The 25,439-nt window shown below is 70.5% G+C and carries 25 protein-coding genes; 13 read left to right on the top strand and 12 right to left on the bottom strand.

Features of this window, described 5'->3' with window-relative positions:
• Positions 1-139 precede the first annotated feature (139 nt).
• The 4 genes from D451_RS0114430 to D451_RS0114445 all read right to left on the bottom strand — a co-directional run bounded on the left by D451_RS0114430 (position 140) and on the right by D451_RS0114445 (position 3,898).
• Positions 140-1,396: a multidrug effflux MFS transporter gene (locus D451_RS0114430; RefSeq protein ID WP_017534971.1), complete on the bottom strand. Its 1,257-nt coding sequence runs from the start codon at positions 1,394-1,396 to the stop codon at positions 140-142.
• 147 nt (positions 1,397-1,543) lie between these two features.
• Positions 1,544-1,978 carry a DUF3037 domain-containing protein gene (locus D451_RS0114435; RefSeq protein WP_026125072.1) on the bottom strand — a complete coding sequence of 145 codons (435 nt, stop codon included), beginning with the start codon at positions 1,976-1,978 and terminating at the stop codon, positions 1,544-1,546.
• Entirely contained in the window at positions 1,975-2,742 is a 768-nt protein-coding gene (locus D451_RS0114440) for a HipA family kinase (RefSeq protein ID WP_017534973.1), read from the bottom strand. Before D451_RS0114440 ends, D451_RS0114435 begins: the two co-directional genes overlap by 4 nt.
• Before the next feature lie 445 nt (positions 2,743-3,187).
• Positions 3,188-3,898 (bottom strand): hypothetical protein, encoded by a 711-nt coding sequence (locus D451_RS0114445; RefSeq protein WP_026125073.1) that lies wholly within the window; start codon positions 3,896-3,898, stop codon positions 3,188-3,190.
• Between the two features lie 151 nt (positions 3,899-4,049).
• On the opposite strand from D451_RS0114445, the gene D451_RS0114450 reads away from it, so the two are divergent.
• From D451_RS0114450 to D451_RS0114470, 5 genes are all read left to right on the top strand, one after another.
• The gene (locus tag D451_RS0114450) at positions 4,050-5,114 is read left to right on the top strand and encodes an AAA family ATPase (protein WP_014908995.1); all 1,065 of its coding nucleotides are present in this window, start codon (positions 4,050-4,052) and stop codon (positions 5,112-5,114) included.
• Between the two features lie 7 nt (positions 5,115-5,121).
• Entirely contained in the window at positions 5,122-6,090 is a 969-nt protein-coding gene (locus D451_RS0114455) for a DUF58 domain-containing protein (RefSeq protein WP_017534974.1), read from the top strand.
• 70 nt (positions 6,091-6,160) lie between these two features.
• On the top strand, positions 6,161-7,108 hold the full coding sequence (locus tag D451_RS0114460; protein WP_017534975.1) for a VWA domain-containing protein: 948 nt from the start codon (positions 6,161-6,163) through the stop codon (positions 7,106-7,108).
• Positions 7,109-7,236: 128 nt separating this feature from the next.
• Complete coding sequence (locus D451_RS0114465; protein WP_017534976.1) at positions 7,237-7,962, top strand: HAD family hydrolase; 726 nt, start codon at positions 7,237-7,239, stop codon at positions 7,960-7,962.
• Positions 7,963-7,976: 14 nt separating this feature from the next.
• Positions 7,977-8,732 carry an NUDIX hydrolase gene (locus tag D451_RS0114470; RefSeq protein ID WP_014911362.1) on the top strand — a complete coding sequence of 252 codons (756 nt, stop codon included), beginning with the start codon at positions 7,977-7,979 and terminating at the stop codon, positions 8,730-8,732.
• A 43-nt stretch (positions 8,733-8,775) separates the two neighbouring features.
• Here the strand turns inward: D451_RS0114470 and D451_RS0114475 are convergent, their stop codons facing one another.
• Together D451_RS0114475 and D451_RS27365 are read right to left on the bottom strand one after the other, a co-directional pair.
• Positions 8,776-10,038: an APC family permease gene (locus D451_RS0114475; protein ID WP_017534978.1), complete on the bottom strand. Its 1,263-nt coding sequence runs from the start codon at positions 10,036-10,038 to the stop codon at positions 8,776-8,778.
• A 224-nt stretch (positions 10,039-10,262) separates the two neighbouring features.
• Positions 10,263-10,754 carry a dsRBD fold-containing protein gene (locus tag D451_RS27365; protein ID WP_081616083.1) on the bottom strand — a complete coding sequence of 164 codons (492 nt, stop codon included), beginning with the start codon at positions 10,752-10,754 and terminating at the stop codon, positions 10,263-10,265.
• A gap of 139 nt (positions 10,755-10,893) precedes the next feature.
• Here D451_RS27365 and D451_RS0114485 point away from each other — a divergent pair, with 139 nt between their 5' ends.
• The 4 genes from D451_RS0114485 to D451_RS0114500 all read left to right on the top strand — a co-directional run bounded on the left by D451_RS0114485 (position 10,894) and on the right by D451_RS0114500 (position 14,854).
• Positions 10,894-11,562, top strand: coding sequence for a class I SAM-dependent methyltransferase (locus D451_RS0114485; protein ID WP_017534980.1), 669 nt, complete (start codon positions 10,894-10,896; stop codon positions 11,560-11,562).
• Between the two features lie 106 nt (positions 11,563-11,668).
• Entirely contained in the window at positions 11,669-12,229 is a 561-nt protein-coding gene (locus D451_RS0114490; protein ID WP_187294495.1) for a TrmH family RNA methyltransferase, read from the top strand.
• A gap of 238 nt (positions 12,230-12,467) precedes the next feature.
• Positions 12,468-13,847 (top strand): hemolysin family protein, encoded by a 1,380-nt coding sequence (locus D451_RS0114495; RefSeq protein WP_014913572.1) that lies wholly within the window; start codon positions 12,468-12,470, stop codon positions 13,845-13,847.
• Positions 13,844-14,854, top strand: a complete 1,011-nt coding sequence (locus tag D451_RS0114500) for a hemolysin family protein (protein WP_014909362.1) — start codon at positions 13,844-13,846, stop codon at positions 14,852-14,854. The genes D451_RS0114495 and D451_RS0114500 overlap by 4 nt, the downstream gene beginning before the upstream one ends.
• Before the next feature lie 73 nt (positions 14,855-14,927).
• Here D451_RS0114500 and D451_RS0114505 read toward each other — a convergent pair whose 3' ends face one another.
• Entirely contained in the window at positions 14,928-15,566 is a 639-nt protein-coding gene (locus D451_RS0114505) for a class I SAM-dependent methyltransferase (RefSeq protein ID WP_014909311.1), read from the bottom strand.
• A gap of 71 nt (positions 15,567-15,637) precedes the next feature.
• The gene (locus D451_RS0114510) at positions 15,638-16,600 is read right to left on the bottom strand and encodes an NAD(P)/FAD-dependent oxidoreductase (protein WP_017534981.1); all 963 of its coding nucleotides are present in this window, start codon (positions 16,598-16,600) and stop codon (positions 15,638-15,640) included.
• Between the two features lie 78 nt (positions 16,601-16,678).
• Here D451_RS0114510 and D451_RS0114515 point away from each other — a divergent pair, with 78 nt between their 5' ends.
• On the top strand, positions 16,679-17,290 hold the full coding sequence (locus D451_RS0114515; protein ID WP_017534982.1) for a helix-turn-helix domain-containing protein: 612 nt from the start codon (positions 16,679-16,681) through the stop codon (positions 17,288-17,290).
• Here D451_RS0114515 and D451_RS0114520 read toward each other — a convergent pair.
• Complete coding sequence (locus D451_RS0114520; protein ID WP_036568110.1) at positions 17,279-18,688, bottom strand: aminotransferase-like domain-containing protein; 1,410 nt, start codon at positions 18,686-18,688, stop codon at positions 17,279-17,281. The two genes, D451_RS0114515 and D451_RS0114520, sit on opposite strands and share 12 nt — an antisense overlap.
• Here D451_RS0114520 and D451_RS0114525 point away from each other — a divergent pair.
• Positions 18,687-19,610, top strand: a complete 924-nt coding sequence (locus D451_RS0114525; RefSeq protein WP_081616079.1) for a DMT family transporter — start codon at positions 18,687-18,689, stop codon at positions 19,608-19,610. The two genes, D451_RS0114520 and D451_RS0114525, sit on opposite strands and share 2 nt — an antisense overlap.
• Before the next feature lie 61 nt (positions 19,611-19,671).
• Here the strand turns inward: D451_RS0114525 and D451_RS0114530 are convergent, their stop codons facing one another.
• The 3 genes from D451_RS0114530 to amaB all read right to left on the bottom strand — a co-directional run bounded on the left by D451_RS0114530 (position 19,672) and on the right by amaB (position 22,296).
• A complete protein-coding gene (locus D451_RS0114530) occupies positions 19,672-20,097 on the bottom strand; it encodes an organic hydroperoxide resistance protein (RefSeq protein ID WP_014910250.1) in 426 nt (141 codons plus the stop codon).
• A 10-nt stretch (positions 20,098-20,107) separates the two neighbouring features.
• Positions 20,108-20,605: a MarR family winged helix-turn-helix transcriptional regulator gene (locus D451_RS0114535; protein ID WP_014910754.1), complete on the bottom strand. Its 498-nt coding sequence runs from the start codon at positions 20,603-20,605 to the stop codon at positions 20,108-20,110.
• Positions 20,606-20,748: 143 nt separating this feature from the next.
• Positions 20,749-22,296: an L-piperidine-6-carboxylate dehydrogenase gene (gene amaB / locus D451_RS0114540; RefSeq protein WP_014909522.1), complete on the bottom strand. Its 1,548-nt coding sequence runs from the start codon at positions 22,294-22,296 to the stop codon at positions 20,749-20,751.
• A gap of 172 nt (positions 22,297-22,468) precedes the next feature.
• Between amaB and D451_RS0114545 the strand changes: the two genes are divergently transcribed.
• Positions 22,469-23,533 carry a pyroglutamyl peptidase gene (locus tag D451_RS0114545; RefSeq protein ID WP_017534985.1) on the top strand — a complete coding sequence of 355 codons (1,065 nt, stop codon included), beginning with the start codon at positions 22,469-22,471 and terminating at the stop codon, positions 23,531-23,533.
• A gap of 213 nt (positions 23,534-23,746) precedes the next feature.
• The gene (locus tag D451_RS0114550; protein WP_017534986.1) at positions 23,747-25,321 is read left to right on the top strand and encodes a polysaccharide deacetylase family protein; all 1,575 of its coding nucleotides are present in this window, start codon (positions 23,747-23,749) and stop codon (positions 25,319-25,321) included.
• The last annotated feature ends 118 nt before the right edge of the window (positions 25,322-25,439 follow it).

A 25,439-nucleotide genomic window follows, 5' to 3' on the forward strand; every position in this document is an offset into this window, starting at 1 on the left:
TCCCACTCATCCTCTGCCACATCAGAAGACGGGCCACACGAAACCAACCCGCCTCAATCGGGGAATTAGAGCCCTACTGTGCCCACTTCACCACCGAACGGCAACCTCAGAACCCCAGCACAACCCACAACGACCACACTCACACCACCCTCACCCGAGAACCCCACACGAACGCCCCCAACGACAACACCGCCACCGACGCCATCACCACCGCCATACTCACCAACGACGCCTCACCCGACGGAGTCAACCCCGCCAAAGCCGCCACCGAACCACCCAACGCGAACTGCAACGACCCCATCAACGCCGAAGCCGTACCCGCCACCGACGCCGGCTGACCGTCCAACGCCGTCACCGTCGCGTTCGGCATGATGAAACCGACACTGAACATCATCAACGCCAACAACGCCGACACCGACCACAACTGCGCCACCCCGGCCAACGCCACCACCAACAACGCCACCACCGAGAACAACGCCACCGACAAACCGGCCGCCAACCGCCGCCGCGTATCCACACGACCCACCAACAGACCATTGCCCTGCGTCCCCAACATCGACGCCAGAGCGTTCACCGCGAACAACCACCCGTACGTCTGCGGCGACACCCCGAACTCGTTCTGCGAAACGAACGAGAACGCCGACACATACGTGAACAACATCCCGAAACTCAACCCCAGCGACAACACCGGCCCCATGAACCGCCGATCCCGCACCAGAGAACCCACCGTCGCCAACAACACCCGCGGCCCCTGCGCCCGCCGAGCCTCCACCGGCAACGACTCCGGCAACCACAACGCCACCAACACCAGGCTCAACGCCGACATCGCCGCCAACACCCAGAAACTCAACTGCCAGGGACCCACCAACAACAACTGGGCACCCACCAGCGGAGCCAACAACGGCGCCAACATCATCACCAACGCCAGACGCGAGAAGAACCGCACCGCGTCATCACCCTGGAACATGTCCCGCACCACGGCCCGCGCGATCACCGCACCCGCGGCACCCGCCACACCCTGAACGAACCGCAACACGATGAACGCCGTCACGTCCGGCACGAACACGCACAACACCGACGTCACCGTGAACAACGAGACGCCCACCAACAACGGACGCCGACGACCCCACGCGTCGCTCATCGGCCCGATCACCAACTGGCCCACCGCCAGCCCCAACATGATCGCCGTCAGCGTCAACCCGATCTGCGCCTCAGAGGCCCCCAACTCCTCGGTGATCTGAGGGAAGGCCGGCAGATACATATCGGTCGCCAACGGACCGGTCGCCGTCAACACACCCAGGACCAGCACCAACAACGCGATCGCACCACGCGAACGTGGCGGCCTGAGAACCGCCGCCCCTTCGGGAACGGCGGTGGGGGAGGACGAGGAAGACACAGGGACTCCAGTTCATCGAACGAGGACGAGGTAGGGGAAAGCACACCCGAAGGCGCACAACACTCCATACCAACACCAGGCCGACGAGAATCGCTCCCCGCCCCCGCGAACCGAAACCTGTGACCTCCCTTACGTCCACCCCCCGGATCAACGCACCAGACGATCCAACAACCGCTCCACCTCGGCCTCCGGATCCTCCGTCAACCCCCCGTGGATCTCGCCCGCACGCACGATCGTGCTCCGCGGAGCCGTCAACCACCGGAACCGCTGCCCCGGCCGCTCACGACCGGCCGCACCCGCCTCATCACCACCGCGGCACATCATCTCCACCGCCTCCAGGGCCCGACGCACCCCCACCAGGTCCACACCCTCGTCCAACGCCAACAGACGACCCTCGTCCAACGCCGAACGAGCCGCCAGGAACGCCCTCTCCTGGCAGTAGACGATCACCCCCGCGTTGACACACTCACCACGCTCCACACACGGCACCACACGCAACAGGGCGTACTCGAACACGGCACGATCGCGTTCCACACCCACACGCCCGGTGGTCACCGTCCCACTGGGGTAACGCTCACTCACGAGGACACCTCCGGAAGCCAGGAACGATCGGCCATACGAGCCGACAGATGACGCACGTAGGCCTCACGGACCTCCTCGGCCGAGTCGAACCCCGGCTCGTCCACCAGCCACACCTCGGGCACCGCGGCCACCACACGACGCAACAGGACCTCGTCCACCACCGGGGCCAGCACGGCGTCCGCCGCGGCCACATCCGGCCGCACCCCCGACAACACGTGATCGGAGGCGTCATAGGGACGGGAGACGAACCGGTCGGCGTTGGCCCACGAGTGATGGAAGATCAACGAGGCGCCATGGTCGATCAGGTAGGGCGCACCGTGCCACATCAACATGTTCGGGTTGCGCCAGGAACGGTCCACGTTCCCGATCAGGGCGTCGAACCACAGCACCCGCCCCGCCAGGTCCCGATCGACCTCGAAGACCAGCGGATCGAAGCCCAACGACCCCGGCAGGAAGTCCATCCCCAGGTTCAACCCGTCACTGGCCTTGAGCAGCTCCTGGACCTCCGGGTCGGGCTCACCGCGACCGATGACCGCGTCGAACTCCACCAGCGCAAGCTCGGGCACCGGCAATCCCAGGGCTCGACCCAGCTCACCGGCGACGACCTCCGCGATCAGGGTCTTACGCCCCTGTCCGGCCCCGATGAACTTGACCACGTACATTCCCAGGTCGTCGGCCTCGACCAACCCCGGGAGCGAACCTCCTTCGCGCAACGGCACCACGTACCGCGTCGCGATCACTTTCTTCAGCACGCCGGCCAGCATAGACACCGATGACCCAAGGCGGGACCGACCGCGATGTCGCGCACCCCACGGCGCTTCGAACCCGCACCGCCGAGTGCGCTTTCGAGTCCGGGAGGAGACGAGGCGTTCAGTCCTTCTCTACGCGATCGGTCGCACGCACCCACGCCGTCACCGGAGAGCACCCCTCCAGAGGTCTCCAACACACCCCTGAACACGTTCTAGATATGGCCCCGAAGGGCCGCGACACGCCGAGGGTCCTTCAGGGAGGGGTTTATAGGGGTGCGGCGTAGCCGCGCGATCTTCTTTTTCTGGAGTGCTTTTCATAGAAAAGCCGCACCACCTTGACGACGTAGATTTATATGCTGGAACGCGTTCCATGGCAGGGTCCTTCGAAGATCTTCACCGTCTTCCCGCCGATCTCCCCCGGGAAAGAGGGCGTCTCCTCCGCCCGACCGGGCCCGCTCCCCTAGACGTTGTCCTCCGGGAGCTCCTCCCAGCCCTCCTCCCCCTGCGGATCCTCTCCCGGACCCGGCAGGGACGGCACCGGGGTGGGCTCCCCCTCCTCGTCCCCCGGCGACGGCTCCTCCTGCGCCGGTTCGGACCGCTCCTCCCCCGGTTGCTCCTCGGGGGTGCTCTCAGGCTGGGGGAACTGCAACATCCACAGGTACAGAAGGAACATCGACACCAGCAGCAGGGCCAGCAGCGCGCCCAGGGCGCCGATCAACCACCAGTTGGCCTCGCCCCGGGCCACCTTGCTGTCACGTCCGTCACCGCGCACGCTCCATCGCACGGCGGAGGCGCCCCGCTCCCCCGCCCAGTGCGGCATCACCACGGGACCGCTGCGCACCGCCGGACCGCCGCCTCCGGCCCTCTCCAACAGCACCCCGGCGTCGGGGCCGTCCTCGGTGTGGGGCCGCGCCACCCACAGAGCCGAACGGCCGCTGATGCGCGCGGCCACCACGTCGTCGTCCTCCTCCACCACCCGGGCGAACCGCTCACGGGTGGGCTCGTCGATCGCGGCGGCGTCGTTGAGCATCGCCACGCTCACGAGCTCTCCCGAACCGTCCCGACCCAGGTAGACCACGCCCAGGCGCGACTCGCGCAGTCTCCCCAACAGCCGGTACTCCCCCAGCTGCCGCGGATCCCCCTCACGCAGCCCCATCGTGGGCACCGACATCCGTCTCCCCCTTCGCCGCGAACGCCCTGACCCACCACCCGTGCCGGAAACCGGAACAACGGGGCCGGAACAGGTAGTGTCGCCACAGGTGATCCACAACCTACTCCTACCGGTGCCCGAGGACGGAGCACCCAGTCTGGGAAGGCGGGCCATGGCAGAAACCTCACCCGGGAACGGTTCCCCCACTCCGAGCCCCGAGAGTGCCCCGGGGGAACCGACCCGTCTGCTGCGCGCGGCGCTGCACGAGGTCTCCACCGTCATCGTCGGCCAGGAGCGCATGGTAGAGCGCTCCCTGATCGCCCTGGTGGCCCGAGGACACTGTCTCATCGAGGGGGTCCCCGGCATCGCCAAGACACTGGCCGTGTCCACACTGGCCAAGGTCACCGGTGGTTCCTTCACCCGGATCCAGTTCACCCCCGATCTGGTCCCCTCCGACATCGTGGGCACGCGCATCTATCACCCCTCCACGGAGCGGTTCGACGTCGAGCTCGGTCCCGTGTTCGCCAACTTCGTCCTGGCCGACGAGATCAACCGGGCCCCGGCCAAGGTGCAGTCGGCGCTGTTGGAGGTCATGGCCGAACGGCAGGTCTCCATCGGCGGCACCACCCACCCCCTGCCCGCCCCCTTCATCGTCATCGCCACGCAGAACCCGGTGGAGTCCGAGGGCGTCTACCCCCTTCCCGAGGCCCAGCGCGACCGTTTCCTGATGAAGGTCGACGTGAACCACCCCAAGGCGCACGAGGAGATGGAGATCCTGCGGCGGATGAGCACGGAGCCGCCCACCGCCCACCAGGTGCTGGATCCGGTGACCCTGGGCGAGCTCCAGGCCGACGCCGAGCGGGTGCACGTCCACCAGCTCATCGCCGACTACGTGGTCCGGCTGGTCATGGCCACCCGCGAGCCCGAGAACCACCAGATGCCCGATCTGCGCCAGGCCTTGGAGGTGGGGGCCAGCCCTCGCGCCACGCTGGGGCTGGTCGCCTCGGCCCGCGCCCTGGCGCTGCTGCGCGGGCGCGACTACGTCCTGCCCGACGACGTGCGCGTGCTCGCCCACGACGTCATCGCCCACCGTCTGGTCCTGACCTTCGACGCGCTGGCCGACGGGATCACCCCGGGGCAGGTGGTCGATCGGATCCTGTCCACCGTTCCGGCGCCCAGGGTGATCTGGGACGAGCCGCCCAGCGGAGAGACCGCCTCCTTCGCCGCGCGGAGGTGACCGGTCCATGAACACTCCCGCCATCGGCACCGACCCTCGGTTGCGTGCCGCGCTGCGCCGTCTGGACCTGCGTATCGTGCACCGGCTGGACGGGCTGTTGCACGGTGAGCATCTGGGGTTGCGGTTGGGGCCCGGTTCGGAGGCGGCCGAGGCGCGTCTGTACCAGCCGGGCGAGGACGACGTACGGCACATGGACTGGGCCGTGACGGCGCGCACCGACACCCCGCACGTGCGCGATCTGGTCGCCGACCGGGAGTTGGAGAGCTGGACCCTGTTGGACCTGTCCCCTCGAATGGACTTCGGTACCGGCCTGTACTCCAAGCGCGACGTGGCGGTGGGGGCCCTGGTGGCGGCGAACCTGCTGACGCAGCGGGTGGGCGACCGTTTCGGCGCGCACTTCCTGCATCAGGGGCGGGTGCGCCGGTGGCCGGCCCGGTCCGGCAAGGAGGCCCTGCTGGGGTTGTTGGCGACGGTAGCGGCCGCGCCCACGGGTGACGAGAACGTCCCGTCGGCGGACGGGGCGACGTTGGCCGACGCGATCGACGATCTGGTGCGTACGCGTCGTCGGCGTGGTCTGCGCGTGGTCGTCTCGGACTTTCTGGACACTCCGGCCTTCGGGGGCACGGTCCCCTGGGAGCGGCCGTTGCGCATGTTGGCCGCGCGCCACCAGGTGTTGGTGGTGGAGGTGGTGGATCCGCGTGAGTTGGACGTGCCCGAGGTGGGCGACGTGGCTCTGCGGGATCCCTCCAGTGGGCGGGTGCGCGACGTACGGCTGACCCGTGCGGTGCGGGAGCGTTATCGTCGGGCGGCGGCGGAGCAGCGGGCGACGATCCGTTCGGCTCTGCGTCGTTGCGGCGTCCAGCATCTGGTGTTGCGGACCGACCGTGACTGGGTACTGGACATCGCGCGGTTCGTGGTCGATCAGCGTCGGACCGCGCATCACATGGCCCGTCACACTCCGGGGGCGCCCCGGTGAGACGGAGTCGTCAGGACCAGGCGTGGGAGGGCCCCGCGCATTCGACGCCCATGGGGGAGGCGAGGCCGTCATGACCTTCCTGGAACCGCAGCGGCTGTGGTGGCTGCTGCTCATCGTGCTCCTGGTGGTCGCCTACGTCCTCGCCCAGCGGCAGCGTCGTGAGTACACGGTGCGGTTCACCAACCTGGAGTTGTTGGACCAGGTGGCGCCGAAGCGTCCGGACGTGCGTCGTCACGTCCCGGCGGTGCTGTTCGCGGGGACGACGGCGGTGTTGATCGCCGCGATGGCGGTGCCGGCGATGCCGGTGGAGGCCCCTCGTGAGCGGGCGACCATCATCGTGGCGGTGGACGTGTCGTTGTCGATGGCGGCCACCGACATCGAGCCGGACCGGTTGCGGGCGGCCAAGGAGTCGGCGCGCGGGTTCGTGGAGACGTTGCCGGAGCGGTTCAACGTGGGTTTGGTGTCCTTCTCCTCGACCGCTACGGTGGTGGCGCCTCCGACCCAGGACCACGAGGCGGTCATGGGGTCGATCGAGAACCTTCGGTTGGGGCCGGGTACGGCCATCGGCGAGGGTGTCTTCGCCTCGTTGGAGTCCATTCGCGGTTTCGACGAGGACGCGGAGGAGGATCCGCCTCCCGCGGCGATCGTGCTGCTCTCCGATGGTGAGAACACCAGCGGCCGGGACATCGCGCAGGCGTCGTCGGTGGCGGCCGAGGACGAGGTTCCGGTGTCGACGATCGCGTTCGGCAGTGGGGCCGCGATGATCGAGATCGACGGCTACCAGGTGCCGGCCGACATCGACAAGGAGGCGTTGCGCGCGTTGGCCCAGGACACCGGTGGCCACTTCTACGAGGCCGAGAGCGAGAGCGAGCTGGACGAGGTCTATGAGGACATCGGCTCCTCGTTGGGGACCGAGTACGTGCACGAGGAGATCGTCACGCGTTTCGTTCTGGTCGCGATCGTGCTGTCCATGGCCACCGCGTTGACCTCGCTGCTGTGGTTCCAGCGACTTCCCTGATCAGAGCCACCCCCACCACCCCCGAAGTGATGTTGACCACATCCTTTTAGGTGGGGTTTACACCAATTGACCCGGTGATACCGGTTAGCGTTGGCATGTTTTGTCATGCCCACTTACATCGAGGAACGATGTCGAACACACCCGCTTCTCCGACTGCGATCCTTTTCGATCTGGACGACACCCTCATCGACGACGCGGCCTCCTCCTCCGCGGGGCTGCGCGCGGTCATGGAGCGCATCGGCCACCCTGACTTCGGCGCCGCCCGCGCCCTGTGGGACATCCAGACCGAGCTCTCCTTCGGCGCCTACCTTCGCGGACACCTGTCCCTGGACGAGCAGCGCCGCGAACGCATCCGCGCCCTGGCCGTCCAGGCCGGGCACAACGAGCTCGCCGACCAGCACTGCGACGAGCTCTACCGCCTCTACCTGGAGGTCCAGCGCACCGCCTGGCAGGTCTTCCCCGACACCCACTCGACCCTGGCCGCGCTGGGGCAGGCCGGGTACCGGCTGGCGATCGTCACCAACGGCATCGAGGCGCTCCAGCACGCCAAGCTCCAGGCCCTGGAACTGACGGGCTACTTCCACACCGTGGTCTGCGCCGACACCGCCGGCGCCGGCAAGCCCGACGCGCGCATCTTCCAGTTCGCCGCCCAGCGTCTGGGCGTGGACCCCACCGCCTGCTGGCACGTGGGCGACCAGCTCCAGTCCGACGGGGTGGGGGCCACCGCCGCGAGCATGCATCCGGTCATCATCGACCGCGCCGGCCGAAGCCCCATCGAGGGCGTTACGGCCATTCCGGACCTGGAGGGCCTCCTGCGCCTTCTGGGTCTCCCCTCGGCCGTGGGGGCCCTGTGACCACTGCCGACTGGATGGCCCGTCGGGTCACCGTCCACCTGATCACCGACGGACCTCGGGGGCCGGTCCTGTCGGGCGCCCGGGTGCTCTTCGGTCAGGATCCCGAGGCGATCGCCCGCGAACTGGGCGGGATGTCCCCGGAGGAGCCGCTGGCGACCGTGGACGTGCTCACCGAGACCGTGAGCCTGTCCCACAGCCGCGCCCTGCACGTGGACCGCGTCGTCTACTCCCGACCCCATCTGCTGGCCTCCTGGCCGAACGTGGTCCCCACCGAGGGACTCACCCCGACCGCGTCGCGGCTCGTGGACGAAGAGCCCGAGCCGGACGCCGACGCCCCGCCGAGAAGGCGCCGTTTCGCCTCCTACGGCATCGTCACCGACCCCTCCGGGCGGATCCTGTTGAGCAGGATCGCCGAGGGCTATCCCGCCGCCGGCACCTGGCATCTGCCCGGAGGGGGCGTGGACGCCGGTGAGGACGTGCGGGCCGCGCTACGGCGCGAGGTGCTGGAGGAGACCGGCCAGTTCGGCGTGGTCGGAGACCTCATCAAGGTGACCAGTCACCGTCGTACCCCGGAGGGCGGCACCGACGTCTACGCGGTCTGGGTGTTCTCCCATGTACACGTGGGTCGGCCCACCGAGCCGCGGGTGAACGAGCCGGACGGCTCCACCGCCGACTGCGCGTGGTTCACCCCCGAGGAGCTGGCGGAACTGAACCTGTCCACCACCGCGCGTCGCGGGTTGGGCTTCCTCGTCGAGCATCGCGGCCGCTGAGGGCCGTCCCGGGGTCGAGCATCACCCTCGGCCCGGCCCCGGCTCAGGCCAGAGCGCGGTGGCGCAGCCACCACAGCCCCGCGCCGGCCCCCAGGACCAGAACACCGAGCATGACCACCGGCAGGGGCAGGCTGCACGCCAGCACCACGCACCCCACCAGGCCCCCGACCGGGGCGATGAGGGGCGGCCGGTTCTCCTCGGGCCCCAGACGCAGCGCCGAGGCGTTGGCGATGGCGTAGTAGACCAGCACGCCGAAGGCGGAGAAGGCGATCACACCGCCCAGGTCGCCGACCAGCACCAGGGCGATCACCACTACGGCCACCGCCACCTCGGCGCGGTGGGGCACCCCGAAACGTTCGTGGGTGCGGGCCAGGTGGCGGGGCAGGTGCCCGTCGGCGGCCATCGCGGCGACCGTGCGCGAGACGCCCAGCAGCAGGGCCAGCAGCGCGCCCACACAGGCCAGGACCGCGCCGGCGATCACGAACGGGACCAGGAAGGGGACCCCGGCCACGCGTACCGCGTCCACCAGGGGGGCGTCGCTGGTGGTCAGCCTCTCGCGTCCCAGCACGATCAGCAGGCTCGTGCCGATCGCCAGGTAGAGGGCGAGCACCACGCCCAGGGCCAGGGTGATGGCGCGGGGGATGGTGGTCCTGGGGTCGCGTACCTCGCCGCCCAGGGTCGCGATCCTGGCGTAGCCGGCGAAGGCGAAGAAGATCATCCCCGCCGCTCCGAGGACACCGAAGGATCCCGGCCAGGGGCCCATGCCGTCGACCTCGGCCACCGCGGACAGGCGGCCGCTGAACACCATCGCGGCCAGGACGGCGAGCAGGACGGCCAGGACCGCCACCAGCAGGATCTTGATGACGAGGGTGGATCTGCGCACCCCTCGGTAGTTCAGGGCGGCCAGCACCAGGACCAGGGCCACCGCCACGGGTCTCTCCCAGCCGGGGAGGAGGTAGGCGGCGAAGGTCAATGCCATGGCGGCGCAGGAGGCGATCTTTCCCACGACGAACGCCCAACCGGCGAGGTAGCCCCACAGGTCGCCCAGGCGTTCGCGTCCGTAGACGTAGGTGCCGCCGCTCTCGGGGTGGCGGGCGGCCAGTCGCGCGGAGCAGATCGCGTTGCAATAGGCGACCAGGCCCGCGATGGCGATGGCGACGGGAAGCCAGGCGCCGGCGCCCAGTGCCGCCGGTGCGAAGACCGAGAACACCCCGGCGCCGAGCATCGCGGCGGCGCCGATGGCGGCCGCGTCGACGGTACCCAGCACCCGGGCAGGTTCGGCCTGCGGTCCGGAAGAGGTGGCCAACAAGGTCTCCTTGATCGATGATCCGACTTTTCGAGTGTGCCCGATCCGATCGGCCCGCGGGGGCCGCCTCCCGTGGTCGCGGTGTCCGGACCCGGTCTCGCGGCGGCCGCGAACCCCGGCCCCGTCGGCACAGCGAGAGGCCCTCGGACCTCTCCGAGGGCCTGCTCACATCGCGTCGACCCGGCGGTCGGCGCCCCTGGTCGCCCCGCCCGTCGCGTTCACGTTCAGATCGGACGCCACGGGGTGCCGGTGTTGTCGTTGATGTCCTCGGCCGCCACCTGACGCAGTTGTCGGGACAGGTCGGACAGGGCGCGGGAGACCGCGAGCTCCTCTCCGATCTCCGGTACGTCCAGATCGGTGGGGTGCTTACGGGCCATTCCGTGTCCCCGGAGCGCGGTGCCGTCGTCGGCCATCAGCCCGACTTCGGCCCAGGTCCGGGCGGCGTCGCCCTCGCTCTCCTCCGCGACGACCACGTCGACGTTCCAGCGCTTCATCGTCTGCATGGACTCGGCTCCCCTCGCGTGCGGTATGTGTTCGATGTGCGCGTCGGGTCCCGGGTAGATCAGGTCCCGGTGTTCGACGCCGCCATCGGTCCAGCGCACCTGGTAGGGCGGTGCCCCCTCGGGCCCCCTGACCTCGGTGACCACCGCGGTCCGGCGGTGGGTGTCGGCGTTCGGGCTTTCGACGACCAGGTGGTCGCCTACCTTTGCTCGCATCGGTTCCCCCACAAACCTCGCCTATCCTCATCATTCCGCCCGAAACGGTGATCACACCAACGGTTGGCCCTTTCGTTCCCCGTGGTATGAGAGGTTTTTACCGGCTCGTCGCGGGCCCCGACCCTGGTAGCGTCACGGCGTGGCCCAGCACTACTTCGACTCCTCTCCGAGCTCCGCCAGTCGGCCTTCCACCGCCGACCTGGTGCTGCCCGATCTCCACCTGCGCCTGCGCACCGACCGCGGGGTGTTCTCCCCCGACAAGGTCGATCTGGGCACCCGCGTCCTGTTGGAGAGCGTTCCGCCCCCGCCGCCCGAGGGCACCCTGCTCGACGTGGGCTGCGGCTACGGACCCATCGCCCTGACCCTGGCCTCGCGCGCGCCGGGAGCCCGCGTGCTGGGGGTCGACGTCAACGCCCGCGCCGTCGCGCTGGCCCGCCGCAACGCCGCCGAGCACGGCCTGGACGGGGCCCGCTTCGCCGTGATCACCCCCGAGGGCGATCCGGCCCCCGAACAGGGCGAGGTCGAGGGCGCGGCCCCCACCTCCGAAGACCTTCTCGGCCCCTTCGACGTGCTGTGGTCCAACCCGCCCATCCGGGTGGGCAAGGAGGTCCTGCACTCCCTGCTGCTCACCTGGTTGGGTCGCCTGTCCCCCACGGGGGTCGCCCACCTGGTGGTCCAGCGTCACCTGGGTTCGGACTCCCTCCAGAAATGGTTGGAGTCGCGGGGGCACGCCACCGAACGTCTGGCCTCGCGCGCCGGTTTCCGGGTGTTGACCGTGCACCCCGCGACCCCCGACGAAAGGGCCTGAGGTCCCGAACGCGCCGGGTCGGGCGTGCACACCCGACGGGGTGCCGGTAGTGTGTACCGACCAGGGCCGGACCGTCCGGCCCAGACCCACGAGGAACACACCGCAGTTGAGCACGCAGTTGCGTCCCACGGACGTCAAACGTCTGAACCGCCAGTGGCGCAGGCGGACCGAGGGACGTCTTTCCCTGTTGGTCGAGTCGGTCACCCAGCCCTACAACCTGGGTTCCATCCTGCGCACCTGCGCCACCTTCGGTGTGGACCGTCTCTGGCTCACCGGCAACAGCGCCGACCCCGACGACCCCAAGGTCGGTAAGACCGCGCTGGGCACCGCCGCCAAGATCGCGCACGAGCGCGTCTCGACCACCGCGCAGGCCCTCGAGGCCGCCCGTGCCGACGGCTACAAGGTCGTGGCCGTCGAACTCGCCAAGGGCGCCGTCCCCCTGCACGCCGCCCCGCTGGAGCCCGACGTGTGCCTGGCCGTGGGCGCCGAGGACCACGGCTGCTCCCCCGCGCTGCTGGCCGGCGCCGACGCGATCACCTACATTCCGCAGATCGGCCGGGTCGGCTCCCTCAACGTGGCCGTGGCCACCGCCATCGCCCTGGCCGAGGCCCGGCGCCGCGAGTGGACCACCTTCGACGGCGAGGCAGAGGCCCCCGTCGGGATGTGACCGGGCCGAGGGGAATCTTTTCTCCGTCCCGTACGTCACCCTTTTGACCATTACCGCGTATTCCGCACATCAGTCCCAAGCGCCACGGCGCAGAGAGAGGAACAGTGGACCCGTCCCGAAGTACCGGCAGCATCCCTCGTGGATGCTGTGACCCCGACTCCGACGAGCCCCCTTCTTGGAAGGGCGCGCACCTGGCTAGAAACCCGATCCACGGGCGAGAACAGGCGGTGCGTGCCCGATGAGCACCGTCCTCAGTATCGCCTTCGGAGCGTTGGTGGTCTTCTTGATCACCATGGCGACCGGCTATTTCGTCGCCCAGGAATTCGGCTACATGGCCGTGGACCGCTCCAGACTCAAGGCACGGGCCGCCGCCGGTGACACCGGCGCCCAGCGGGCCCTGTCCATCACGAACCGCACCTCGTTCATGCTCTCCGGTGCCCAGTTGGGCATCACCGTCACCACGCTCCTGGTCGGCTACATCGCCGAACCGATGATCGGTGACGGTGTCGGCGAGCTCCTGGGGGGCGCGGGCGTCCCCCTCGGCACCGGCCTCGCGATCGGAACGGTCCTGGCCCTGCTGTTCTCCACCGTCGTCCAGATGGTGTTCGGCGAGTTGTTCGCCAAGAACCTGGCCATCGCCCGTCCCGAGCCGGTGGCCCGCCGGTTGGCCCTGTCCACCGGCATCTACCTGAAGGTGTTCGGCCCGGTCATCTGGCTGTTCGACCAGGCGGCCATCGGACTGCTCAAGCTCGTCCGGATCACCCCGGTCGAGGACGTCCAGCACGCGGCCACCCCGCGCGACCTGGAGAGCATCATCGCCGAGTCCCGTGAGAGCGGCGACCTTCCGGCCGAGGTGTCGACCCTGTTGGATCGCACCCTGGACTTCCACGAGCGCACCGCCGGTCACGCGATGATCCCGCGTCCGGAGGTCACCACCGTGGAGGAGGGCGATCCGGTCAGCCGGGTCGTGGAGCTGATGGCCTCCGACCACTCCCGTTTCCCCGTGCTGGGGGACGGCGTCGACGACATCGTCGGCGTGATCTGCCTGCGCGACGTGCTCGCCCTGGGCGATCGGGACCTGTCCGAGATACTCGTACGCGACGTGGCCCGGCCCACCGTGATGGTGCCGGCCTCGCTTCCGCTGCCCGGGGTCCTGGACCAGCTCCGCGACGCCTCGGAGGAGTTCGCGTGCGTCGTCGACGAGTACGGCGGCCTGGCCGGCGTCATCACCACCGAGGATCTGGCCGAGGAGCTGGTCGGTGAGATCGCCGACGAGCACACCCCCGAGGAGGAGGCTCCGGCCCCGCTCGGCGGTGACGACGGCTATCTGGTCCCCGGCGCCCTGCACATCGACGAGGTCGAGCGGCTCATCGGCCACGACCTGCCTCAGGGCGACTACGAGACCATAGGCGGTCTGGTCATCCACGCGCTGCACCGGCTGCCCCGTGTGGGCGACCGGGTCGACCTGCCTCTGCCCCGGCCGGCCGGCGCCCATGACGAGGACCCGGACATGACGTTGGCCCTGACGGTCAACGCGGTCCAGCGGCACGTGCCGCACACGGTCGAGGTCAGGTTGCACGAGGTCGCCGGAGAGGGCGCGCGGGAGGTGCGGGCATGAGTGACATGAACATCTGGTTGGCGATGGCGCTGACCGTCCTGTTCATCGCGTTGAGCGGGTTCTTCGTGGCGATCGAGTTCGCCCTGGTGGCGGCGCGCCGCTACCGGTTGGAGGAGGCCGCCCACACCAGCGCCTCGGCCCGGGCCGCTCTCAAGAGCGCCCGCGACCTGTCGCTGTTGCTGGCCGGTTCCCAGTTGGGGATCACCCTGGCCACCCTGGCCCTGGGCGCGATCTCCAAGCCCGCCTTCCACCACATGTTGGAGCCGCTGTTCGGCGGTCTTCCCGACACGGTGGGCTACGTGCTCTCGTTCACCTTCTCCCTGATCATCGTGACCTTCCTGCACCTGGTCGTGGGAGAGATGGCGCCCAAGTCGTGGGCGATCTCGCATCCGGAGAAGTCGGCGACCATGCTGGCGATCCCGATGCGGGCGTTCATGTGGCTGACCCGCCCGGTGATCGTGATGCTCAACAACATGGCCAACGGGGTCCTGCACCTGTTCGGGGTGCAGGCCGTGGACGAGCTGGTGAGCGGCCACAACCCGGAGGACGTGCGGGAGCTGGTCGAGCACTCGGCCAAGGCCGGTGCGTTGGACTCCGAGCGTCGTGACCAGTTGGCCACCGCCCTGGAGGTCAACTCCCAACCGTTGAGCTCGCACATCACCCCACGCGAGGAGATCGCCTGGGTGGGCCCGGACGCGGACGTGGAGGAGATCAAGCGGGTCTCGCGCGAATCCACGCACCTGCGTCTAGTGGTCATGGAGCAGGAGCGGCCGGTGGGCGTGCTCCACGTGCGCGAGGCGCTCATCGGGCCGGCGGGCACCACCGCCGCCGACCTGATGCGTCCGGTGCTGACGCTGGCCCCGGCCACGCCGATGTACGCGGCCATGGGGATCATGCGGGAGAGCCGCAGTCACCTGGCCCTGGTGGAGGACGGTGAGGAGCTGGTGGGTCTGGTGACCCTCCAGGACATCCTGGACCGCCTCCTGCTGTTGGACACCGCCGCCTGATCCTCGCGGTGGACGTGACGACGGGCCCTCCCGCTCTGGTGCGGGAGGGCCCGTTCGTCGTCCGGGGCCGGGTTCAGCGGTGTCGGCGGGCGCGGACGACGGCGTCGCGCATGCTCTTGTGCCCGCCGTCGGGGAGGGTGACGACGCGTTCGCGGCTGTCGGCCTCCAGCACGTCCCATTCCGCGGGGTCCAGGACCGCCGCGACCCGAGGCGCCGACATGTGGGCGTGGGCCGGTCGGTCGTGCGGGGCGGCGTGGGTGTGGGCCTCGGAGGTGTCGTGGCCCACGATGAGCAGGGTGCCGCCCGGAACGACCTTGGCGGCCAGGCGTTCCACCAGTCTCTCGAAGCGGCCGGTGGGGTGGGCGTAGTGGCTGCTGACCAGGGTGAAACCGGGCTCGCTCGGAGCCCATTCGGTCAGGTCGGCGCGCACCCAGGTGATCCGTGCGGCCGCCTCGGGGTCCAGGTCCCGAGCGCTCTGGGCGGCCTGGTCGAGGGCGGCCTCGGAGATGTCGACCGCCGTGACCCGCCAGCCGCGTCGCGCCAGCCAGATACCGTCCTCGCCTCTGCCGGCGCCGGCCTCCAGGGCGGTGCCGGGGTCGAGCTCCCCCGCGGTCTCGACCAGCGTCGGGTTGGGTCCCCGGTGCGTGCCGTGGCCGTGCTCGTGACCCTCGTAGCGCCGCTCCCAATAGTCCCGGCCGAAGGTGTCGGACATGTGCTTCCCCCTGTGGTGTGTCGATCCCGGTTCCGGCACGTCACCGGCCCGGCGTTGCCTCGTGCCCCGGTTCAGGCCGAGGACCTGCTCTCCCCGTTCAGGGCCCGGTCGACGTCGGCCTCGATCAGGTCGGCGTTGATCCGGGCGGCCGCCAGGGTTCCGGCGGCGGCCGAGGCCCCGACCTGCGCGGAGGGGTCGGTGGCGTTACCCGCCACCCAGACCCCGGCCGCCTCGGTGCGTCCGGTGGCGTCGGCGGGCAGGTGGTCGCCCATCCCCGAGGGGTGGTCGACCGGCTTCAGGCCCAGCGGTGCCAGGAAGTCCACGCGTGCCTCCATCCTCGCGGCCACGGCCAACGCCCGGCGTTCGACGAGTTCCCCCGTGTCCAGTCGTACCCCCGCCAGGGCGTCGTCGACCGTCTCGATCGCGGTGACCGGCTCGGACACGACCCTGATGCCCTGGGCGTTCAGGCGGCGGGCCTGCTCGGGGGCGATCTCTCCGCCGTCGGCGAAGTAGATCACGTCCGGGCTCCACTGGCCGAACATCGAGGCCTGGTGGGTGGACATCGGGCTCGTGGCCAGGACGCCGATGGGCAGGTCACGTACCTCCCAGCCGTGGCAGTAGGGGCAGTGGAGCACGTCCCGGCCCCAGCGTTCGGCCAGTCCGGGCACGTCGGGGAGCCGGTCGGTGAGCCCGGTGGCCACCAGGATCCGGCGCGCGCGGACCACGCGTCCGTCGGCCAGGGCGGCCCGGAAGCCGTTCTCGGCGTCGCCCTCGACGCTTCGGACCCGGCCCGAGATGATCTCGCCTCCGTAGGAGCGCACCTCGGCACGGCCGCGTTCCAGGAGTTCGGTCGGGGGGATCCCCTCCAGTCCCAGCAGGCCGTGCACCCCACTCGCGGGGGCGTTGCGAGGTTCACCGCCGTCCACCACCAGGACCGAGCGTCGGGCCCGGGCCAGGGTGAGCGCCCCGCTCAGGCCGGCGGCTCCCCCGCCGACCACCAGTACCTCGTGGACGTCCTCGTTCTTCGTGTTCATATGACCACCTCCACCGAACACGGTGCGCCCTCCCCGGCGTAATGACAACTTTCCTTGCCGGTATGGCAACATGGACGCATGGATCACGACCTGGATCAGGCGCTGGACGCGGTCGGCCCCCGTCTGCGGGCGCTGCGGCTGCAACGTGGCACCACCCTGGCCGACCTGTCCGAGAGCACCGGGATCTCGGTGAGCACCCTCTCCCGGCTGGAGACCGGCGATCGGCGCCCCGCCCTGGAACTCCTGCTCCCCCTGGCCCGGGCCTACGGGGTCACCCTCGACGAACTCGTGGACGCCCCTCCCACCGGCGATCCCCGCGTGCACCTGCGCCCCATGAACCGGCACGGCATGACCGTCATCCCGCTCACCCGCCGCGCGGGCGGTATCCAGGCCTTCAAGATGGTGCTGTCCCCCGGGGGCGGGCGCGAGGTGCCCGATCCGCAGAGCCACGAGGGCTACGACTGGCTCTACGTCCTGGACGGGCGGCTGCGGCTGGTCCTGGGCGAGCACGATCTGGTGCTCGCCCCCGGCGAGGCCGCCGAGTTCGACACCCGCACCCCGCACTGGTTCGGCACCGCCGACGACCGTCCGGTGGAGATCCTCAGCCTCTTCGGCACCCAGGGAGAACGCGCCCATCTGCGGGCCCGCCCGCGGCGTGGTCAGGGCCGGGACGAGGGGTCATCCGCCTAGCCCCTCCACCACGCGGCCGATAACGCGAGCCCCCTCGACGAAGTCGCCCGGGCGCGGACCGGAGTAGTTGAGCCGCAGGTAGGGGCCGGTGGGTTCGGTGGGGAACCATTCGTCCCCCGGCGCCACGACGACCCCCGCCCGCGCGCACTCCTCGGCCGCCCGGAGCGGCGAGACCCCCTCGGGCAGGCGCGCCCACAGGTTCAGCCCTCCCCGGGGCGGGGTCTCCACCCGCAGGGCGGGGGCGTGTTCGGCCAGGGCCGAGGTCAGCAGGTCGCGCCGTTCGGCCAGGCGATGGCGCAGTCCCTGGCGGTGGGTACGCCAGGCCGGTCGGGTGACCACGTCCAACGCCACCTCCTGGAGGGCTCCGCTGACGTACATCGACTCGCTCTGAGCGCTGACCAGGACGCGTTCGCGCACCGGGCCCCGGGCGATCACCGCGGCCACCCGCACCGCCGGGGACACGCTCTTGGTGAGCGAGCGCAGGTGGATCACGTGCCCGTCGTCGTCACGGGCGGCCATCGGCACGGGGTCGTCCTCGATCCCGAAGTCGTGGGCCCAATCGTCCTCGATGAGGAAGACACCGTGGCGGCGTACCACCTCCAGGATCCGTTCGGCCGTCTCGACCGACCAACAGGTGCCGGTCGGGTTGGCGAAGAGCGGTTGGGCGTAGAAGGCGCGCGCCCCGCTGCGGGCCAGCGCCCGGTCGACCTCGTCGGGGTCGGGTCCGTGTTCGCCCCCGGCCACGGGGACGACGCGCACCCCCGCCCAGGCGGCCGCCCTGATCGCGCCCCAGTAGGTGGGCGAGTCCATCACCAGTGCCCCTCCGGGGCCGGCCAGGGCACGGAAGAGGGTGCTGATCCCGCTCTGGCTGCCGGGGACGACGACCACGTCCTCCGAGGTCGGCGGGTCGATCCCGTGGAGCGCGGATCCGGCCAGGGAGGCGGCGAACCAGGCCCGTAGTTCGGCGTCACCGGCCGCCGTGGGGCGCTCCAGCGCGGCGCCGCCCCGGGCCGCGCGGGCGAAGGCGGCGCGTACCAGCCGTTCGGGGAGCAGTTCCCGGTCGGGGTAGCCCGAGTGCAGTGCGATGGCCCCCTCGGGGGCGGGGCGCAGCGCGGTGGAGGGCTCCGGCACGCGGGGCGCGGCACCCAGGGCGGAGGTCTGCCATCGGTGATCGTGGACGCGGGTCGCGCGGCGGGCCCGGACGAAGCTGCCCACCCCGGGACGGCTCTCCACCAGCCCTTGGGCGACGAGGGCGCGCAGGGCCTTTTGCACGGTGACCGGGCTCGCCTCGTGGCGGGCGACCAGTTCCCGGGTGGAGGGCAGGCGCGCGCCCGGTTCGGCCCGAGAGATCCAGTCGCTCAATTCCGCCACGATACGGCCACTGCTATCGTTGGACATGAGAGTCAACGATAGCGCTACTCACACGACCGCACCACCGCTACCCTCTTTCGGGAGCGGTCTCCGCTGGGGTCTACTCGGGGTGGCGGCCTTCTCCCTGACCGTTCCGCTCACGCGGCTGGCCGTGGCCGACGAGGGACTGACCCCTCTGTTCGCCGGCGCCGGCCGCGCGGTCGTGGCGGCCCTGCTCGCCGCCGCCGCGCTGGCCCTGACCCGGCAGGCCCTCCCCCGGGGTCGACAGTGGCTCCGCGTGGCCGTGGTATCGGCGGGTGTGGTCATCGGTTTTCCGGTACTGACCTCTCTGGCGCTGACCACCACCAGCGCCTCCCACAGCGCCGTGGTGATCGCGCTACTGCCCGCCGCGACGGCCACGGCGGTCGTCCTGCGCACCCGGGAGCGGCCCGGGCCGCTCTTCTGGGGGACGGTCGCGCTGGGCGCGGTGGCCGCGCTCGGCTTCTCCATCCTGTCCGGAGGCGGCGCGCTCGGCGCCCTCGCCTTCGACCCGCTCCTGTTCGGCGCGGTCCTGGCCGCCGCCGCGGGCTACGCCGAAGGCGGTCTGCTCTCCCGTGAGCTGGGTGCCTGGCAGACCATCTCCTGGGCTCTGGTGCTCGCCTCGCCGGTGATGGTCGCGCTGACCGCGTGGACCGCGGTCCACGAGCCGCCCACCGCCTCCCCCACCCAGTGGGCGGCCTTCGCCTACCTGGCCGTGGTCAGCATGTACCTGGGCTTCTTCGCCTGGTACCGGGGGCTGGCCATCGGGCCGCCCGCCCGGGTCGCCCAGATCCAGCTCACCCAGCCGGTGATGACCGTGGGCTGGGCGGCGCTGCTGCTGGGCGAGGCCCTGACCCCCAGGGTGGTGCTGGGAGGGGCCGCCGTCCTGTTGTGCGCGACACTGGCCGTACGCACCCGCTCGCGTTCCTGAACACGACGATGGGGGCGGCGCGCATCGTGCGCGCCGCCCCCATCGGGGATCGGATCCCGACTCAGGCGGTCTTGACGGTGAGGCCGACCTCGATGTTGCCGCGGGTGGCGCGGGAGTAGGGGCACATCTGGTGGGCGGACTCGACCAGCTTCTCGGCCTGGTCCTGCTCCAGGCCGGGCAGGGTGACGGTCAGGTGGACGACCAGGTCCATGCCCTCGTCCTTGCCCAGGGTGACCTCGGCGTCGATGCTGGAACCGGCCACGTCGACCTTGTTCAGGCCGGCGACCTTCTTCAGCGCGCCGTGGAAGCAGGCGCCGTAGCCGACGGCGAAGAGCTGCTCGGGGTTGGTGCCGGGGCCGTCGTCGCCGCCCAGGCCCTTGGGGACGGACAGGTCGACCGACAGACGGCCGTCGTCGGTCTTGCCGCTGCCCTTGCGGCCTTCACCGGTGACGGTGGCGTTGGCGGTGTAGAGCTTCTGGAAAGCCATGGTTGCCTCTCTATGGGTCCCGGCGGTCGGCCGGGTCCCGGGTGAGTGGGGTGGGGTCGTCGGTGTCCCCGGTCACCGAACGGGTGACCTGATCCAGGAGGGAGCGCAGGTCCTCGACCCGGTCTCGGGGAAGACCGGTGGCGCACAGGACCCGATGGGGAATGTCCCGCGCGCGCTCGCGCAGACGCGCGCCCTCGTCGGTGAGGGCGACGTGCACGACACGTTCGTCCTCGGAGCCGCGACTGCGCGTCAACAGACCGGCGCCCTCCATACGGCGCAGGAGGGGGGAGAGTGTGCCGGTGTCCAGGCTCAGCGCCCGTCCCAGCTCCTTGACCGGCAGGGGATCGTGTTCCCACAGCACCAGCATCACCAGGTACTGCGGGTAGGTGAGCCCCAGGTCGGTCAGGATCTCCCGATAGAGCCCGGTCAGGGCCCGGGAGGCGGTGTAGAGGGCGAAGCAGAGCTGCTGGTCCAGGTGGAGGGGATCTCCCTCGTCGGTACCGGCCATGGGCCCTCCCCCGTATGCGCCGCGGTGGTCGGAGCCACCGTAACAGAGAAAAGGTTGTGCATAACAGTGTTGGGCACGACTTTTCTAGGCGCACCGCGGCCACGAGGGCCCGCGCCCCGGGGCGCGGGCCCGACGCCGCTCCGCTACAGGAAGCGCACCCCCTGGGCGAGCGGCAGCTCACCGCCGTAGTTGACGGTGTTGGTCGCCCGCCTCATGTACGCCTTCCACGAGTCCGAACCCGACTCCCGGCCGCCGCCGGTGTCCTTCTCGCCACCGAAGGCCCCGCCGATCTCGGCGCCCGAGGTGCCGATGTTGACGTTGACGATCCCGCAGTCCGATCCGGCCGAGGACAGGAACCGCTCGGCCTCGGCCTGGTCCTGGGTGAAGATCGCCGACGACAACCCCTGCGGCACCCCGTTGTGCAGCTCCACCGCCTCCTCCAGGGTGCGGTAGGTCATCACGTAGAGGATGGGCGCGAAGGTCTCCTCCCGCACCACCTCGGCCTGCCCGGGCATGCGCACCACCGCGGGCTCCACATAGAAGGCCTCGGCCGCGTCCTTCTCCAGCCGTCGCTCGCCGCCCACCAGGACCCGACCGCCGTCGGCGCGGGCCCGCTCCAGGGCGGCGCGCATCGCCTCGTAGCCGCGCTCGGAGACCAGCGGACCCACCAGGGTGTCCTCCTCGAAGGGATCTCCCACCCGACCGCCCAACTGCTCGTAGGCGTTCACGATGCGCTCGGTGACCTCCTCCACCACGTCCTCGTGCACGATCAGCCGGCGCAGCGTCGTACACCGCTGCCCCGCCGTCCCCGCGGCCGCGAACACGCTGCCGCGCACCACCAGGTCGACGTCGGCCGAGGGGGTCACCACCGCCGCGTTGTTACCGCCCAACTCCAGCAGGTAGCGGCCCATCCGCGCGGCCACCCGGGGCGCCACCGCGCGCCCCATCGCCGTGGAGCCGGTCGCCGAGACCAGCGCCACCCGGGGGTCGTCCACCAGGGTCCGGCCGATGTCGGCCCCGCCCAGCACCACCCGGTGCACGTCGGCGGGGGCGCCCACGTCGGCCGCCGCGCGCATCAGGAGACCGTGACAGCCCAGCGCGGTCAGCGAGGTCGTCTCCGAGGGCTTCCACACCACCGTGTCGCCGCATACCAGCGCCACGCAGGTGTTCCACGACCACACCGCCACCGGGAAGTTGAAGGCGGTGATGACCCCGACGACCCCCAGCGGGTGCCAGGTCTCCATCAGGCGGTGTCCGGGCCGCTCCGAGGGCATGGTGCGCCCGTACAGCTGACGCGACAGTCCGACGGCGAAGTCGCAGATATCGATCATCTCCTGGACCTCGCCCAGCGCCTCGGAGCGGATCTTGCCCGCCTCGATGGTCACCAGTTCGGCCAGGTCCGCCTTGTGCTCGCGCAGGAGCTCGCCCAGTCGGTGCACCAGCCTGCCCCGCTCGGGCGCGGGGGTGTCGCGCCAGGTGGAGGTGAAGGCGGCGTGCGCCGCGGCCACCGCGTTCTCGGCCTCGACCGGGGTGGCGAACTCCAGGGGGAACAGGTCCTGGCCGGTGATCGGCGTGCGGGCCCGCCCCGGCGCCCCGACGGCTTCGGGCAGCCCGGTCGTACCGCAGCGTTCCAGAGCGATCCGCGCGCGTTCGGCGAGGGACCGCGTGTCGGGAAGAGCACCATTCGGCATGTGTGTTCTCTCTCCGTTGAGAGGGACGATGGTCACCCCTCACCTTGCCAAGTCCCCGCTCCGGGGTCCACCCCCGGCGTTCGGATTCGCCTTCCCCGTCGGAGTTCCGGCCCGTTCGTCACCGACGAACGTTAGACTCTGCGGGCCCGTCCCCGACCCAGACAGCTGGCCCGTGCACCACGACACCACCCCCGAAGAGAACCGTGCCCTCCTCCCCGCTCCCCTCCGGATCCTGGAACGTTCCGGTTTCGGCGCCGCCGCGCCCCTGTTCACCGCCGACCTGCGCGACGCCGACTCCTTCGAGCGCGCGCGGGAGGTGGTCGCCTCGCACGCCTCACGCCTGTGGACCGAGGCGGTCCGTGAGGACGGCGGTCCGGTCGACGACCGTCCGCTGTACTGGGCCCGCCTGACCCTGGCGGCCCGACTACGCTCCTGGTCGCCCTCCTTCCCGTTGGAGGCCGAACGGCGCGCCGAGCTCGCACGCCTGTTGGAGACCGCCTCCCGAGGCATCACCGAGCTGGACTTTCCGCCCGGCGACCGCTGGGTCCGGGTGGTGGTGACCGGTTTCGACCCCTTCCATCTGGACGGGGACCCCGAGTGTTCCAACCCGTCGGGGGCGGTGGCCCTGGCCCTGGACGGTCTGACCTTCCCCATGGGCGAGCGCACCGCGCTGGTGCGTTCGGCCCTGTTCCCGGTGCGCTGGTCGGACTTCGAGGAGGGGATGGTGGAGGAGGCGCTGGCTCCCCCGCACGGGGTGGCCGACGCCGTCATCACCCTGAGCCGGGGCCGACCGGACCGCTTCGACCTGGAGGTGTTCAACGGCGCCTGGCGCGGTGGCGGCACCGACAACCTGGGGCAGACCCGCACCGAGCCCGTACCGGTCTCCGAGGGGCCCGGGCCGGAGTGGACGCGTACGTCCCTGCCGGTCGAGGAGATCGTGGCCGCGGTGGAGGGCCCCTATCGGGTGGTGGCCAACACCGAGGTCGTCGAGGTCCCCGCCGGTGGCGCCGAACCCGTGACGCGCCCGGAGGGACCGAGCGAGGGTTCGTCCGCCCGGAGCGGCGGCGGGGGCGACTACCTGTCCAACGAGATCGCCTACCGCAACACCCTGCTGCGGGACCGGCTCGGTTCCCGTGCCCGTTCGGGGCACGTGCACCTGCCCAAGACCACGCGTCCGGAGGAGCACGTCGACGTGGTGGAGCAGACACGCGCCATCGTCGCCGCGGCCCTGATCTGAGCCCTTTCGTCCTTCGCCCGGCCCCGGGTCGCTCCGTTCCCTTCCGAGAGCGACCTGGTGGCCGGGTTTTCGTCGGCCGGGGGACACGCCCGAGCGCGCACCGAAGAACAAATCGCACTTTTTCGTCAACGAACGGACATTCATTCACGCTGCGAGGTCGACTCGTCGCTCTGAGGTGCGGCTTTGCGGCCCCACCTCCGATATGGTCCCCACGTGTCTGTCATCTCTCTGCGACGAAACGTCACCGTCGGTGTCGCCCTGGGGATGCTCCTGGTCCCCGGGTGCCACGCCGCGGACACCTCGATGCCCTACGCGGAGGCGATCCAATTCGCCCCCGAGGACCTGGGTGGCCTGAACACGCGCACCGTGTCCGTGGAGTCCGAGGACAGTACGGTCTCCTACAGCTATCCGATCCTGGGCGAGTCCCATCCGCTCTCCGCCTACGTGCGCACCGCCATGGCCGAGCGGCAGACCGCCTTCCTGGAGAACCTGCCCGACCGGGGCGCCCCCGAGCTCGTCCAGACGACGAGCCTGCTGGCCGCCTCCGACGACGTGGTGGGTGTGCGCATGAGCGTCACCGACTCCACCAAGGCCTCCGACCGACCCGGATCGTCCACCCTGTGGTACGACGCCCGAACCGAACAGGTCATGCCCTGGACCTCGCTCTTCCACGACGAACAGGCCCTGGCCCAGGCCCACCTGGCCCTGGCCGACGTCCTGCGCGAGGACTACGACATGGCCCCCGAACAGTTGCCCGGCCTGGTGGGCGAGGTCTCCGCCAAGGCCGAGGAGTCCGACGGCGAACTCGTCCCGGCCGCGGCCTCGGACCCGGCGACCGACCCCGAGGAGGGGGAAGGCCCGGGCGAGGGCGAACTGCCTCTGGGCGACGCCGACCTGACCGATCCGGAACAGGCCATGGAGGCGGCCGAACGCTGGTCCGCCTCACCTCTGGCCGACCTGGCCTTCAGCACGGCGGGCGGCCTGGCCGTCCGCATGGACCCGGCCCAGATCCCGGGGACGGGCCGGGCCGAGGAGGCGCTGATCCCGATCGAGGCGGAGGAGACCGAGGAATCGCTCTCCGAGCTCGGCTATCGGGCCCGCGACGCCGCCGTCAACGGCAACTCCGTGCCCGCCGAACGAGTCGCCGAGACCACCGGTGACACCGAGGGCCGCACCCTGGACTGCGCCGAGGCCAAGTGCGTGGCGCTGACCTTCGACGACGGACCCGGCGAGTACACCGAGGAACTCCTCGACACGCTCGCCGAGTACGACGCCCAGGCCACCTTCTACGTGCTGGGCTCCCTGGTGGAGGAGTTCCCCGAGATCGCGGAACGCACCGCCGCCGAGGGCCACGAGGTCGGCAGCCACACCTGGAAGCACGACGACCTGACCTCGCTGTCCGGCGACGGCGTCCGCGAGGACATGGAGCGCACCTCCGAGGCCATCGAGAAGGCCACCGGGAAGGCTCCGCGCACCATGCGTCCGCCCTACGGCTCGCACAACAGCACCGTGAGCGACGCCCTGGGACAGCCGATCATCCTGTGGGACGTGGACACCATGGACTGGCAGAGCCGCGACACCGACGCGATCATCGATCACGCCGTCTCCGAGGTCGATACGGGCAGCGTGGTGCTCTTCCACGACATCCACAAGAGCACCGTCGACGCCATCCCCGACATCCTGAAGGAACTGCATTCCCAGGGCTACCACTTCGTGTCGGTGGAGAACCTGTTCGCGGACGGACAGCTCTCCGAGGGGGAGGCCTACACCGACGCCCGACTCGAGTGACATCCGTACATGAGGGCCGGGGCGCGAGGGCGCGCTCCGGCCCTCCCTTCATGTCCGAACGCCTCGGAGGCGGTGATCGCCCCGGATCCCCGACATGGCCGAGGAAGCGGACCGAAAC

It is taken from the genome of Nocardiopsis alba DSM 43377 (assembly GCF_000341225.1).
Classification (GTDB): domain Bacteria; phylum Actinomycetota; class Actinomycetes; order Streptosporangiales; family Streptosporangiaceae; genus Nocardiopsis; species Nocardiopsis alba.

Bases quoted from the DNA above. Each gene is read 5' to 3' on its own strand.
- D451_RS0114535 (WP_014910754.1), bottom strand. From the start codon at position 20,605: ATGGCCGGTACCGACGAGGGAGATCCCCTCCACCTGGACCAGCAGCTC.
- D451_RS27365 (WP_081616083.1), bottom strand. From the start codon at position 10,754: ATGCGAGCAAAGGTAGGCGACCACCTGGTCGTCGAAAGCCCGAACGCC.
- D451_RS0114510 (WP_017534981.1), bottom strand. From the start codon at position 16,600: ATGAACACGAAGAACGAGGACGTCCACGAGGTACTGGTGGTCGGCGGG.
- D451_RS0114470 (WP_014911362.1), top strand. From the start codon at position 7,977: ATGGCCCGTCGGGTCACCGTCCACCTGATCACCGACGGACCTCGGGGG.
- D451_RS0114445 (WP_026125073.1), bottom strand. From the start codon at position 3,898: ATGTCGGTGCCCACGATGGGGCTGCGTGAGGGGGATCCGCGGCAGCTG.
- D451_RS0114455 (WP_017534974.1), top strand. From the start codon at position 5,122: ATGAACACTCCCGCCATCGGCACCGACCCTCGGTTGCGTGCCGCGCTG.
- amaB (WP_014909522.1), bottom strand. From the start codon at position 22,296: ATGCCGAATGGTGCTCTTCCCGACACGCGGTCCCTCGCCGAACGCGCG.
- D451_RS0114500 (WP_014909362.1), top strand. From the start codon at position 13,844: ATGAGTGACATGAACATCTGGTTGGCGATGGCGCTGACCGTCCTGTTC.
- D451_RS0114450 (WP_014908995.1), top strand. From the start codon at position 4,050: ATGGCAGAAACCTCACCCGGGAACGGTTCCCCCACTCCGAGCCCCGAG.
- D451_RS0114495 (WP_014913572.1), top strand. From the start codon at position 12,468: ATGAGCACCGTCCTCAGTATCGCCTTCGGAGCGTTGGTGGTCTTCTTG.
- D451_RS0114520 (WP_036568110.1), bottom strand. From the start codon at position 18,688: ATGTCCAACGATAGCAGTGGCCGTATCGTGGCGGAATTGAGCGACTGG.
- D451_RS0114465 (WP_017534976.1), top strand. From the start codon at position 7,237: ATGTCGAACACACCCGCTTCTCCGACTGCGATCCTTTTCGATCTGGAC.
- D451_RS0114440 (WP_017534973.1), bottom strand. From the start codon at position 2,742: ATGCTGGCCGGCGTGCTGAAGAAAGTGATCGCGACGCGGTACGTGGTG.
- D451_RS0114525 (WP_081616079.1), top strand. From the start codon at position 18,687: ATGAGAGTCAACGATAGCGCTACTCACACGACCGCACCACCGCTACCC.
- D451_RS0114530 (WP_014910250.1), bottom strand. From the start codon at position 20,097: ATGGCTTTCCAGAAGCTCTACACCGCCAACGCCACCGTCACCGGTGAA.
- D451_RS0114460 (WP_017534975.1), top strand. From the start codon at position 6,161: ATGACCTTCCTGGAACCGCAGCGGCTGTGGTGGCTGCTGCTCATCGTG.
- D451_RS0114505 (WP_014909311.1), bottom strand. From the start codon at position 15,566: ATGTCCGACACCTTCGGCCGGGACTATTGGGAGCGGCGCTACGAGGGT.
- D451_RS0114515 (WP_017534982.1), top strand. From the start codon at position 16,679: ATGGATCACGACCTGGATCAGGCGCTGGACGCGGTCGGCCCCCGTCTG.